Origin of the sequence: Pseudarthrobacter sp. NPDC092202 (assembly GCF_044755505.1) — a bacterium.
GTDB lineage: Bacteria > Actinomycetota > Actinomycetes > Actinomycetales > Micrococcaceae > Arthrobacter.
Genome location: NZ_JBIVRG010000001.1, coordinates 677,148 through 690,152, shown reverse-complemented (window position 1 = coordinate 690,152; position 13,005 = coordinate 677,148). Strand labels below are relative to the sequence as shown.

Genomic DNA, 13,005 nt, shown 5'->3' with positions numbered 1-13,005 from the left:
CTAGGAAGTAAATGGTGCATATCTGGCTTGTTACGGTTATGTTTCACCGCTCCCGCCGAAGCCCGGCACCCACATACGCAAGGACCACTGGACCATGACGGCAGATGCCCGCGTGAGCCGCGCAACATCGCGGATTTTTTCCCTGCTGCGCAAGGACAGGCAGAAGCTCCCGCGCGACATCAAGGTGATGCTGGCCGCAGCCTTCCTGATTGCGCTGGGATTCGGCCTTGTTGCCCCCGTGTTGCCGCAATTTGCCACAACCTTCGGGGTGGGAAATACCGAAGCGTCCGTGATCGTGGCGATCTTCGCGTTCATGCGGCTGGTCTTTGCCCCTGCGGGAGGCGCCCTGATAGGCCGGCTCGGCGAACGCCCCGTCTACGTCACGGGACTGCTGATCGTGGCGGCGTCCACGGCTGCGTGCGCCTTCGCGCAGGACTATTGGCAGCTGCTGCTGTTCCGCGGGCTTGGCGGCGCCGGCTCAGTGATGTTCACGGTCGCGTCGATGGCGCTGGTGGTGCGGCTCGCGCCGCCGGAAAGCAGGGGCCGTGTCTCAGGTGCCTACGCGTCCGCTTTCCTCATCGGGAACGTCTGCGGGCCGATCGTTGGCGGCCTGCTGGCAGGATTCGGCCTGCGGGTTCCGTTCCTGGCCTACGCCGCGGCCCTGGTGGTGGCCGCCGTCGTGGTCCAGACGCAGCTGAGCCATCAGCGCCGGGGCACCGGGCCGCAGCAGGACCGTGCCGATATGCCCCTGGCCGAGGCCCTTGCCGCGGGCACGTACCGGACAGCGCTGGTTTCCAGCTTCGTCAATGGCTGGGCCACTTTCGGCGTCCGGATGGCCACCGTTCCGCTGTTTGCCGTTGCAGCCCTCGGCGCAGGGCCTGAGGCGGCGGGGTTTGCGCTGGCTGTTTTTGCCGCCGGCAACGCTGCGGCGCTGACGTTCTCGGGCCGGCTGGCCGACACCCTGGGCCGCAAGCCCATGATGGTGGCCGGGCTGCTCGTGGCCGGTGCCTCCACGGCTGCCATCGGCTTCACCACCGGACTGGGCTGGTTCCTGGCAGCATCCGCGTTGGCTGGCGTCGGCTCGGGCCTTTTCGGCCCGGCACAGCAGGCCGCGGTCGCCGATGTGATCGGGAACGGGCGGTCCGGAGGCAAGGTGCTGGCCGTCTACCAGATGACGTCCGACGTCGGCGCGATTGTTGGGCCGGTCCTGGCCGGAGTACTGGCTGACCGGCTGGGCTACGGCTGGGCGTTCGGAGTGACCGGAGGCATCATGGTGGTTGCGGCGGGCACATGGCTTGCCACGCGGGAGAGCCTGCGGAAGCCCGGGGCCTGACGGCGGGCTGCCTTCAGGCCGCCAGGGCAGGCTCCGGGTGCGGCTGCGGCTAGTTCAGCAGTGCGTCCACAAAGCCCTCAACCTCGAAGGGGGCAAGGTCGTCGGCCCCTTCTCCAAGGCCGATCAGCTTCACCGGGACGCCGAGGGTTTTCTGGATTGCGACGACGATGCCGCCCTTGGCGGTTCCGTCCAGTTTGGTGAGGACGATGCCGGTGATGTTGACCACTTCAGAGAACACACGGGCCTGGTTCAGGCCGTTCTGGCCGGTGGTTGCGTCCAGCACCAGGAGGACCTCGTCCACTTCAGCGAGCTTCTCCACAACCCGCTTGACCTTCCGGAGCTCATCCATCAGGCCAACCTTGTTCTGGAGCCGTCCGGCGGTATCAATCATCACGACGTCGACTTCCTGGTCGATGCCGGCCTTGACCGCTTCGTAGGCAACCGAGGCCGGATCCGCGCCGTCGATGTCCGACTTGACGGTGGGAACGCCGACGCGCTGGCCCCACGTTGCGAGCTGTTCGGCAGCGGCGGCACGGAAGGTGTCCGCGGCGCCCAGCAGGACGTCCTTGTCCTCGGCCACCAGCACGCGTGCAAGCTTGCCGACGGTTGTGGTCTTGCCGACGCCGTTCACGCCCACCACCATCATCACGGCAGGCCGGTCCGCATGCCGCTGGACGTTGAGCGTGCGGTCCATGGTGGGATCAACCAGCTTGATGAGCTCCTCCCGCAAGAGAAGTTTGACCTGTTCAGGAGTCCGGGTGCCCAGCACCTTGACCCGCTCGCGCAACGCGTCCACGAGCTGCATGGTGGGCTCGGTGCCCAGGTCTGCGAGGAGGAGCGTTTCCTCCACTTCGTCCCAAACGTTCTCGTCGATCTTGTCACTGGAAAGCAGGGCCAGGAGTCCCTTGCCCATAACGTTGTTGGAGCGGACCAGCCGTTCGCGGAGGCGGACCAGCCGGCCTGCCACAGGCAGCGGGGTCTCCACTGGAATGACTTCGAGGCCTGCGGCGTTGTCCGGGACCTCGGTGGTCTCCAGCCCGTCCAGGTCCGCGCCGCCAGGGGCCGTGCGGTCTGCCACCGCACCCGGCCGGTCCTCCACGGCCGTGCTGCCGCTCCGGGGCAGGACGGGGTCGTTGGCGTCCCGCGGGCCGGGGTAGCGCGTGATGTTCTTCCGGGTCCTCAGGAAGACCGGAATCAGCCCGCCGAGAACCACCAGGGCAGCAAGGATGGACAGAACTATGGGAAGGATGTCATTCACACCCCTAGCTTCTCATAGACGCCGGGGCTCTTTTGGGGCCGGGAAGGCAGTTGACCTGCCGTTACGCCGGCCGGGTCAGACCTCGGCCCCCAACCTCTGGCTGATCACGGTGGAGACGCCGTCACCGCGCATGGTGACGCCGTACAGGGCGTCGGCGACCTCCATGGTCCGCTTCTGGTGGGTGATGACGATGAGCTGGCTGGATTCCCGGAGTTCTTCAAAGATCGTGATGAGCCGGCCCAGGTTGGTGTCGTCCAGCGCAGCTTCCACCTCGTCCATCACGTAGAACGGTGAAGGCCGCGCCTTGAAGATGGCCACGAGCAGGGCCACCGCGGTCAGTGAGCGTTCGCCGCCGGACAGGAGCGAAAGCCGTTTGATCTTTTTGCCGGCAGGGCGGGCCTCGACTTCGATGCCGGTGGCGAGCATATCGGCGGGGTCGGTGAGGACCAGCCGCCCTTCGCCGCCCGGGAAGAGCCTGGCGAAGACCCTGGTGAACTGGGCCTGAGTGTCCTCGAACGCCTCCGTGAAGACCCGCTGGACCCGGTCATCCACCTCCTTGATGATGTCCAGGAGGTCCTTCCGGCTGGCCTTCAGGTCCTCCAGCTGGCTGCTCAGGAACTGGTGGCGTTCCTCCAGCGCGGCGAATTCCTCCAGCGCCAGGGGGTTGACCTTGCCCAGGCCGGCGAGGTCCCGCTCCGCTTTCCGCAGCCGTTTTTCCTGCTCTGCCCTGACGTAGGGCTTTCCCTCGACAATGTCCGCGCCGGTGTGGTCCACGGGGGCGCGAAGGGCCGCCCACTTGTCCCCGCTCTCCCCGGCGGGAACCGGAACCGGGACGTCCGGCCCGAACTCGGCCACCAGGGCGTCCGGGGTTATCCCCAGCTCGTCGATGGACCGGCTTTCCAGGGCTTCGATCCGTGCCTTCTGCTGGGTCCGGGCGAGCTCGTCACGGTGGACGTTGTCCGTGAGGTCGGCGAGTTCACGGGCGAGCACTTCGTTTGCGGTCCGGATCTCCGCGAGCTCCCGGTCCCTCTGCTCCCGGTTCTCTTCCGCCAGGTCCCGCTCATGCTGTGCCAGGTCCACGGACACGTCTACATAGCGGAGCGCCAGGCCGGCGGCGGCGGAAACTGCAGCTGCCCGCCGCGCCTTGATGCGGCGGATCCGGGCCCGTTCGGCAGCTTCCTCGCGTGCCCTGCGTTCCGTGGCGGCTGCACGCTCCAGGGAAGCGGCCCGGTTCCCAGTGGCCGTGAGTTGCTCTTCGGCGCTGCGGAGCGACAGCCGCGCCTCGACCTCGGCGCTCCGGGCGTGTGAGGCAGCCAGTGCCAGCGCATCGCGGTGCCCGGTGGAGGGCTCCTGTTCCAGCGGGACTTCCTGGGCTGCCGCCAGGCGTGCGGTGACGGCAGCGAGCGCCTGCTCCTCTGCGGCAACGTTTTCCTCGGCTTTGGCCAGCGATGCTGCGAGGCGGTCGCTCTCCCCGACCGCGCTGCGAAGGACGGAGTTCAGGTGGCCCAGGCGTTCTGCGACGGCGGCCAGCCTGGCATCCGAGTCATGCAGCCTGTCCAGTGCGGCGTCGGCGCGCTCCTGCGCCTCGGCGCGTTGAGCCTCGGCGCCGGCCAGGGCGAACCTGTCCCGCTCCAGGCCCGCGGTAACCCTGGCAAGCTCGTTCTCGGCGTCGTCCACTGCGGCCTGCACCTCCAGGAGGGACGGCGCCTTCGCCGAGCCGCCGGTGGCTGAAAGGGCTGTAAAGATGTCTCCGGCCCGGGTCACGGCAGTCAGCTCCGGGTGGGCCGCGACCAGGGCGGAGGCAGCCTGGATGTCGGGCACGACGGCGGTGCCGGACAGCAGGTGCGCCACGAGGGGCGTCCAGGGGGAAGGACACGTGACGAGGTCCGTTGCCCACTGGGCCCCCGATGGGAGGGCGGCTGTGGCGTCCCCCGCCTTTGCCGCAGCGGCCGCTGCCGTGGCGACGAGCAGCGACGCCCGCCCGGCGTCGTTGTCCTTAAGAAGCTGGATCACGGCAACAGCGGTGGCCTCATCCTGGACCAGGACTGCCTCGGAAGCCTCGCCCAGGACAGCGGCGATGGCGGTCTCGAAGCCCGGTGTCACGGCCAGGTGCGCTGCCAGGGACCCCCGGATCCCATCGAGGCCTGCGTGCAGGGCGTGGCTGGCACCGTCCTTCCGTTCGAGGCCAAGCTTCAGGGCGTCCCGCCGCGCCACCAAGGCGTCCCGCTTGCGGACCCCCTCGCTGACAGCTGCCTGGAGGCCCTCGATCTTCTGGATCACCGTGTCCAGGGCCGCACTGGCGGCCTCGTAGTCGGCGTCGAGGGATTCCTCCCCTTCCTCCACGCCCGCCACCTGGTTTTCCAGGGCGGTGAATTCGGCCTGGGCGCGGGCCCGCCGCTCGGTTCCTGCGGCAAGTGATTCGCGCAGCCTGCCCAGTTCCGCCTGGGCGGATTCCACCCGTGACCTTGCCGCTGCCACCTGGCCGGCCAGGCGGGCCAGCCCCTCACGCCGGTCGGCTGCCGCACGGAGTTCTGCGGTGAGCCGCTTGTCCTCTTCCAGGGCGGCGCGTTCGGCTTCAGCCTTGTCCGCTGAGGCTGCCTCAAGGGCGGCTCGCCGGTCCAGGATGCCACGCTCGAGTTCGGCAAGTTCCTCACGGACCCTGGCGGCCTGGCGTTCCAGCTGTTCCGGATCACGGCCGGGCGCCGGGGCCTCCACAGAACCCAGGAGGCTGTTGCGTTCCTGCGCCAGTGAGCCCAGGGACCGCAGGCGTTCCCTGGTGGCGGACAAGCGGTACCAGGTGTCCCTGGCGGCGTTCAGCTGGGGGGTTGCTTCAGCTGCGCGTTGTTCCAGGGCCGCCTGCTGCCTGCGGCCGGCCTCCAGCTGCCCGGAAGCGAGTGTCCGGCGTTCCTTCAGGGCAGCCTCGTCCGCTACGTCCTTTTCCAGGGCCAGCTGAAGCTGGACGAGGTCGTCTGCCAGGAGGCGGGCGCGGGCATCGCGGACATCGAACTGCACGCGCTGGGCCCGGCGGGCCACTTCGGCCTGTTTTCCCAAGGGTGTGAGCTGGCGGCGGATTTCTCCGGTGAGGTCGTTGAGCCGCTGCAGGTTGGCCTGCATGGCGTCCAGCTTGCGCACCGTTCTTTCCTTGCGCCGGCGGTGCTTCAGGATGCCCGCCGCTTCCTCGATGAAGCCCCGGCGGTCCTCCGGTGTGGCGTGCAGGACGCGGTCAAGCTGGCCCTGGCCCACAATGACGTGCATCTCGCGGCCGAGGCCGGAATCGGAGAGCAATTCTTGGATATCCAGCAGGCGGCAGCCTGCACCGTTGATGGCGTATTCGGAGCCGCCCGAACGGAACAGGGTCCGCGAAATGGTCACTTCGCTGTACTCGATGGGCAAGGCGCCGTCGGTGTTGTCGATGGTCAGCGACACGTGGGCCCGGCCCAGGGGCGGCCGGCCCGAGGTGCCGGCGAAAATGACGTCCTCCATCTTCCCGCCGCGAAGGGTCTTGGCACCCTGCTCCCCCATAACCCAGGCCAGGGCGTCCACCACGTTGGACTTTCCGGATCCATTGGGGCCAACCACCGCGGTAACCCCAGGCTCGAAATTGAAGGTGGTGGCGGACGCGAATGACTTGAACCCCCGGACGGTCAGGCTTTTGAGGTGCAAGGCGTTTCGGTTCTCCTGCTCGGCGGACGCGGATGGTGGGGACAGCCACGGATACCTACAATCTACTGCGGGGCCGGGACATTTTCGCGCAGAAGCCCGGCCGGGCCGGGCCGGATGTCCTGCTGGGCATGTGCAGGAATGGACCACCACCGGGCATGATTAGTCCTTGGGCTTTGTGCTTGAGGGGGCGGTTACCCGCCACAGCACAGGACGGACACGAACAGAGGCTTGATTTGATAGGGAATGCAACATTCCGGCACCGCAACACCGCTCTGCTCTCGGTGATCGGCGTCCAGGCTCCGCGGATTGTCAGTTCCACGGAATTCGACCACCGGCTGGCATCCACCCTGCGCCGGCTGAAGTTCCCGCCCAGGCTGCTCGAACGGGTGGCCGGTGTCACGCACCGCCGGTGGTGGGCCCCCGGGACCTCGTTCGACGACGCCGCCATTGAGGCGGGCGCAAAGGCCCTGGCCGATTCCGGCATCGAAGCATCCGAGGTGGGACTGCTGATCAACACGTCCGTCACGCGGCGGAACCTCGAACCGTCCGTCGCGGTCAAGGTCCACCACGGGCTTGGCCTCCCCTCCTCCGCCATGAACTTCGACGTCGCCAACGCCTGCCTCGGGTTCGTCAACGGCATGACCCTGGCCGCCAACATGATCGACTCCGGCCAGATCAAGTACGCGGTGATCGTCAACGGTGAGGATGCCCAGGCCACGCAGGAGGCAACCCTGGCCAGGCTGCAGCGGCCGGAGACAACCCGGGAGGACTTCAACCGCGAGTTCGCCACGCTTACCCTGGGCTCCGGAGCCGCTGCTGCCGTCCTGGGGCCGGCGGATGAACACCCGGGGGCACACCGGATCCTTGGTGGCGTGATGCGGGCCGGCACGGAGCACCATGAGCTGTGCGTGGGTGGCATCGACGGCATGGCCACCGACACGAAGGGCCTGCTCGACGGCGGCCTGCAGCTCGTGCTTGACGCGTGGCACGAGGCCCAGCCGGAGTGGGACTGGGGCTCGATGGACCGTTATGTCACGCACCAGGTGAGTACGGCCTACACCCAGGCCATCGTTGACGCTATCGACCTGGACCCGGACAAGGTGCCCATCACTTTCCCGCACTGGGGCAACGTAGGCCCGGCATCCCTGCCGATGACCCTGGCCGCCGAAGCGCAGAACCTTGACGAAGGGGACCGCGTGCTGTGCATGGGCGTTGGGTCCGGCCTCAACACCGCCATGGTGGAAATCGTTTGGTAACCGCAGACTGGACAGGCGTCGACCCGGAATGGTCGCGCGAAATCGACGTTACGTCCACCTCTGCCGCGGATGACCGCGGAACGGTACGCCGCTGGCACCTGCTGGACAACGGGCCCCAGCTGTCCCGGCGCGGCCTGGCCCCCGCCGGCACCCTGCTGTGCGTGCACGGCAACCCGACCTGGTCCTACCTGTGGCGGACGCTGCTGGCCGCCGGATCCCGTGCAGAACAGCCCTGGCGCGTAGTGGCCGTGGACCAGCTGGACATGGGCTTCTCGGAGCGGACCGGGACGTTCCGGCGGCTGGCGGACCGGATCAATGATCTCGGCGACCTCACCGATGCGCTGGGGCTGGACGGCCCGGTGGTCACCGTTGGCCACGACTGGGGCGGCGTTGTCAGCCTTGGCTGGGCGCTGGCCCATCCGCAGCAGCTCGCCGGCGTGGTGCTGACCAACACAGCCGTCCACCAGCCTCCGGGCTCGCCCATCCCGCCGGCGCTGCGGCTTGCACTGCACCCCGCGGTGCACAGGTGGGGCACAACGACGTCGGACGCTTTCCTGCGGGTGACCCATTCCCTGGCCCGCCCGCCGCTTGCCCCCGAGGTCCGCCGCGCGTTCATGGCCCCGTATCTGGGCCCCGGCCGCCGCGAGGGTGTGGGGAACTTCGTCGCGGACATCCCCGCCGACGCGTCCCATCCAAGCTTTGCCGCGCTCAGCCGCGTCGCCGGCGGGCTGTCCGGGTTGCACGTTCCGGCGCTGCTGCTCTGGGGACCGCGGGACCCGATCTTTTCGGACCGCTACCTCAAGGACTTGATCGGCCGCCTGCCTGCCGCGGAAGTGCACCGCTTCGAAGGTGCGGGCCACCTGGTCGCGGAAGACCGGGATATCGCCGGTCCCGTCTTCGACTGGCTCGCCGGGTACGGCGGGGACAGGACACCTGTCGGTGCCGGGACGGTGTCCGCGGGTGGTCCGCCGCCGGCTGCCCAGTCCCCTGCAGCACCTCCCCCTGCTGTGCCTCCCCATGCCGCGCCCTCCCCTGCTGTGCCTGCCCGTGCTGTGCCCCCTTCTGCTGTGTCTTCCCCTGCGGTAGATTCCGGCACCGGCTTCACTCCCCTGTGGGCGCCGCTGACGCAGCTCGCTGCAGGACCGGCCGGCGGGGACACCGCCGTCGCCGAGATGGCTGCGGACGGAAGTGTCTCCCGTGCCCTCAGCTGGCAGGAGCTTGAACAGCGGATCGCCGCCCTCGCCACCGGACTCAGGCAGGCGGGCGTGCGGACGGGCAGCCGGGTGAGCCTCATGGTTCCACCCGGCGTGGACCTGACAGTGGTCCTTTACGCCTGCCTCCGGGTGGGCGCAGTGGTGGTGGTCGCGGACGCCGGACTCGGCACCCGCGGCCTCAGCCGCGCCGTCAAAGGCGCCGCCCCGGACTTCCTTATCGGCATCGACAAGGCCCTCGCCGCAGCATCGGTGCTCGGCTGGCCGGGGCGCCGCATCAGTGTGAAGGACCTGCCGGCTGCCCGCCGCCGGCTCCTCGCCGTCGAGACCTCCCTGGCCGCACTGGCCCGCCGGGGCAGCGTCCCCGCCGGAACGGCGCCGGCGCCTCAGGACCCGGACCCGGATGCGCCCGCGGCGGTGCTCTTCACCTCCGGATCCACCGGACCCGCCAAGGGCGTGGTGTACACGCAGCGGCGGCTGGCGGCCATGCGGGACAGCGTTGCCGCGACGCTGGGGATCCGTCCCGGCGGGCGCGTGGTGGCCGGGTTCGCGCCCTTCGCGCTGCTGGGACCGGCCCTGGGGGCCGTCTCCGTGACGCCAGCCATGGACGTCACCGCACCGCGGACCCTGACAGCCCGCGCACTCGCGGATGCCGCTGCGGCCATCAATGCCACCGTGGTCTTCGCCTCCCCCGCGGCACTGCGCAACGTCCTCGCCACCCAAAACAGGATGGGTCCCGCCGGCCGGCAGGCCCTGGGCCGCGTGGAGCTGCTCCTCTCGGCCGGCGCCCCCGTACCCGAGCCGCTCCTTGCGGAGATGCAGCGGCTGGTGCCCCGTGCCTCGCTGCACACCCCCTATGGAATGACCGAGGCACTGCCCGTCACGGACATCAGCCTTGAACAGATCCGTACCGCCGCCGCAGACGCTGCCGCCGGAAACATGGCAGGAGCGGGCAATGGCGTGTGCGTGGGGCTTCCGGTGCACGGCGCCCGCGTCGCCGTCATTCCGCTTGCCGCGGACGGCACCGCCCCCGGCAACATCCCCGTCACGGAGCCGGGAGTCACCGGGGAGATCCTGGTGAGCGCCCCGCATGTGAAGGAAACCTACGACAGGCTCTGGCTGACCCAGCGCGAGAGCAGCCGCACGGCTGGGTGGCACCGCACCGGCGACGTCGGGCACTTCGACAGTGCCGGGCGGCTCTGGGTGGAGGGACGCCTGGCACATGTGGTGACCGCGCCGAACACCGTTGTGACACCGGTTGGCCCCGAACAGGCCATCGAAAGGCTGGACGGCGTCGGGCTGGCCGCCGTCACCGGTGTCGGCCCTTCCGGGACGCAGGCCGTGGTGGCCGTCGTCGAGACTGTGCCGCGCACCCGCCGCGCCGGCCCTGCCGCGCCGCAACTGGCAGCGCGGGTCCGGGAAGCGGCCCGTGCGGCGGGCGTCAGCGTCTCCGCCGTCCTCGTTGTTCCCGCCCAACCCACCGACATCCGCCACAACGCCAAGATCGACCGCACCCGCCTCTCCCTGTGGGCTGGTGCGGTGCTGGCCGGCGGGCGGGCGGGCAGGCCGTGAGGGTCCTCGTCACCGGCGCAAGCGGCCTGCTGGGCGGCGAGGTGGCCCGGCTGCTGGTCCGCCAGGGCCACACCGTGACCACCTTCCAGCGGCGCCCCGCCGGGGTCGACGGCGCCACGGACCTTACCGGGTCCATCACGGACGACGACGCGGTCCGCCGGGCCGTTGCCGGCGCAGAGGGAATTATCCACCTGGCGGCCAAGGTCTCCTTTACGGGCAAGGCAACAGAATTCAACGCCGTGAATGTAGAAGGCACGCGCCGCCTGCTCCGTGCGGCCCGTGCGGCGGGCGCACAGGACGTGGTCTTTGTTTCCTCGCCGTCCGTGGCCAATTCGGGGGCCGCAATAGCGGGACTGGGCGCCGAACCGGCGGACCCGGACCGGGCGCACGGGGAATATTCGCGCACCAAGGCCAGGGCCGAACTTCTTGCCCTGGCAGCTGACTCGCCGGATTTCCGGGTCGCAGCGGTGCGCCCGCACATCGTCTGGGGCCCCGGGGACACCCAGCTGGTGGAACGTGTACTGGACCGTGCACGCCGCCGCCGGTTGCCGCTGCTCGACGACGGGGCCGCCCTGATCGATACGACCTATGTGGACAACGCGGCCTCGGCCATCGTCGCGGCGCTGCACCGCATGGAGCACATCCACGGCCGGGCGCTCGTGGTCAGCAACGGTGAACCCCGGCCTGTGGGCGAGCTGCTCGCGGGCATCTGCGCCGCCGGCGGCGTTCCGGCACCCTCCTGGTCGGCGCCAGGCGGCCTGGCACGGGCAGCAGGATCGCTGATCGAAGTTCTTTGGACCCGGTCCGGGCGCCCCGGGGAACCGCCGATGACCAGGTTCCTCGCTGAGCAGCTCTCCACCGCCCACTGGTTCGACCAGCGTGAAACCCGCAGGCTCCTGGACTGGGCACCAGCAGTATCCATTGACGAGGGCCTGGCGAAGCTGGCCGGACACTACCGCGCCCGGTAGGCGGCAGCCTTATCCGGCCTGCCGGGAGCTTTCCGCTACCAGCGGCCGTTCCGCGGACGGGGCTGGCAGGCAGGGCAGGTGTAGGACGAGCGGTTCATGAACTGCTCGCGCTTCATGCGGCTGGAGATGCCGGCTGCGGCGCAGCGCTTGCATTCGAGGCCTTCGCGGCCATAGGCGTTCAGGGACCGGTCGAAGTAGCCGGAGGCGCCGTTGACGTTCACGTAGAGGGAGTCAAAGCTGGTCCCGCCGGCGGCGAGGGCGTCCAGCATGACCTCCCGGGCCTGCGCGAGGACCCGTTCGGCCTCGGCACGCCGCAACGTGTCCGTGGGCCGCGCGTAGTGCAGCCGGGCGCGCCAGAGGGCTTCATCGGCGTAGATGTTGCCGATGCCGGATATCAGGCCCTGGTCCAGCAATGCCCTCTTCAGCCCCGTTTTGCGTTTCCGGAGACGCCGGTAGAAAAGGTCGAAGGAGAATGCAGGGTCCAGCGGATCCCGTGCGATGTGCGCCGCTTCCGCCGCGATCAGCGGAAGGGGTGATTCAGCGAGTCCGCCCGGGCCGCCGTCGTCCGTTGGAACCAGGTCGGTGACGAACAGGCCGCCGAAGATCCGCTGGTCCACGAACCGCAACTGCCCGGGCATGCCGTCCCGTGGGCTGAGCCGGAAACGGACTTTGAGGTGCTTTTCGTCCGGCACCTCCCCGCCCTGCATCAGGAGCTGGCCGCTCATGCCCAGATGCGCCATGAGCGCCACCTGCGGGATGCCGGCACTGCCCGGGGTTTCCGCAGAGCCGCCGGCACTGGTGTCCAGGAGCGGCATCCAGAGGAACTTGCCCCGCCGGACAACGTCCAGGACGGTGGCGCCTTCCAGGTTCCCGATGAAGTCCTGGGGGCCCAGCGCGTGGCGGCGGACTGACCGTGAATCGACCACCTCCACGGCGTCGATGGTCCGTCCCCGGACCCAGCTCACCAGCCCGCGCCGGACCACTTCGACTTCGGGAAGTTCGGGCACGGCGCTAGGTGGCGGGGACGGGAGACGCGGCTGCCCCCGGAGGGTTGCCGGCTCCGGAGAGCACCCGCCAGGCGTCGGCCGCCGCTTCCTGCTCCGCTTCCTTCTTCGAGTGGCCGGAGCCCTTGCCGTAAGCGGTACCGCCAACATGCAGGACTGCCGTAAAGGTCCGCGCGTGGTCCGGCCCGGAACCATCCACGGCATAGTGGATGGTGCCGAGCTGGCGGCTGGCGGCCAGTTCCTGGATGCTGGTCTTCCAGTCCGTCCCGGCACCCAGGGCTGCGGCGTCCTTGAGCAGCGGGCCGATCAGGCGCATGACCAGCTGGCGTGCTGTCTCGATGTCGTTGGAGACGTACGTGGCGCCGATCAGCGCCTCCATGGTGTCCGCCAGGATGGACGCTTTGTTCTTGCCCTGGGTGAGCTTTTCGCCCTGCCCAAGGTAGATGTAATCCCCAATGCCCAGGCTGCGGCCGATGCCGGCCAGCGCCCGCGTGCTGACGACGGCGGAGCGCCGCTTGGCCAGGTCGCCTTCGGGAAGGTCCGGGTTGTCCCGGTACAGCGCGTCCGTGACGGAAAAACCCAGGATGGAGTCGCCCAGGAATTCCAGGCGCTCGTTCGTGGGAATGCCGCCGTTTTCGTAGGCGTAGGAACGGTGGGTGAGCGCAAGACGAAGCGTCCCGGCGTCAATAGAGACACCGAGACGCTTCAAAAGCTCTTCAGTTGAAGACATCATGTCAGCC

The 13,005-nt window shown here is 69.2% G+C and carries 8 protein-coding genes; 4 read left to right on the top strand and 4 right to left on the bottom strand.

Annotated elements, in window-relative coordinates:
- Positions 1–94: 94 nt before the first annotated feature.
- Positions 95–1,333 carry an MFS transporter gene (locus ACIQF4_RS03210; RefSeq protein ID WP_400514333.1) on the top strand — a complete coding sequence of 413 codons (1,239 nt, stop codon included), beginning with the start codon at positions 95–97 and terminating at the stop codon, positions 1,331–1,333.
- 49 nt (positions 1,334–1,382) lie between these two features.
- On the opposite strand, the gene ftsY is transcribed toward ACIQF4_RS03210, so the two are convergent.
- Positions 1,383–2,591, bottom strand: coding sequence for a signal recognition particle-docking protein FtsY (ftsY, locus tag ACIQF4_RS03205; RefSeq protein WP_400514331.1), 1,209 nt, complete (start codon positions 2,589–2,591; stop codon positions 1,383–1,385).
- 75 nt (positions 2,592–2,666) lie between these two features.
- Positions 2,667–6,254 (bottom strand): chromosome segregation protein SMC, encoded by a 3,588-nt coding sequence (gene smc, locus ACIQF4_RS03200; protein WP_400514329.1) that lies wholly within the window; start codon positions 6,252–6,254, stop codon positions 2,667–2,669.
- 233 nt (positions 6,255–6,487) lie between these two features.
- On the opposite strand from smc, the gene ACIQF4_RS03195 reads away from it, so the two are divergent.
- Genes ACIQF4_RS03195 through ACIQF4_RS03185 form a run of 3 tightly spaced genes read left to right on the top strand, consistent with a single transcriptional unit; the run spans position 6,488 to position 11,261 of the window.
- Positions 6,488–7,510, top strand: a complete 1,023-nt coding sequence (locus ACIQF4_RS03195; RefSeq protein WP_231456838.1) for a 3-oxoacyl-ACP synthase III — start codon at positions 6,488–6,490, stop codon at positions 7,508–7,510.
- Positions 7,504–10,293, top strand: a complete 2,790-nt coding sequence (locus ACIQF4_RS03190; protein WP_400514327.1) for an alpha/beta fold hydrolase — start codon at positions 7,504–7,506, stop codon at positions 10,291–10,293. The genes ACIQF4_RS03195 and ACIQF4_RS03190 overlap by 7 nt, the downstream gene beginning before the upstream one ends.
- A complete protein-coding gene (locus ACIQF4_RS03185) occupies positions 10,290–11,261 on the top strand; it encodes an NAD-dependent epimerase/dehydratase family protein (protein ID WP_350002581.1) in 972 nt (323 codons plus the stop codon). The genes ACIQF4_RS03190 and ACIQF4_RS03185 overlap by 4 nt, the downstream gene beginning before the upstream one ends.
- A gap of 35 nt (positions 11,262–11,296) precedes the next feature.
- Here ACIQF4_RS03185 and mutM read toward each other — a convergent pair whose 3' ends face one another.
- Together mutM and rnc are read right to left on the bottom strand one after the other, a co-directional pair.
- A complete protein-coding gene (gene mutM / locus ACIQF4_RS03180; protein ID WP_350002582.1) occupies positions 11,297–12,268 on the bottom strand; it encodes a bifunctional DNA-formamidopyrimidine glycosylase/DNA-(apurinic or apyrimidinic site) lyase in 972 nt (323 codons plus the stop codon).
- 4 nt (positions 12,269–12,272) lie between these two features.
- Positions 12,273–12,995, bottom strand: a complete 723-nt coding sequence (gene rnc / locus ACIQF4_RS03175) for a ribonuclease III (protein WP_350002583.1) — start codon at positions 12,993–12,995, stop codon at positions 12,273–12,275.
- Positions 12,996–13,005: the final 10 nt, after the last annotated feature.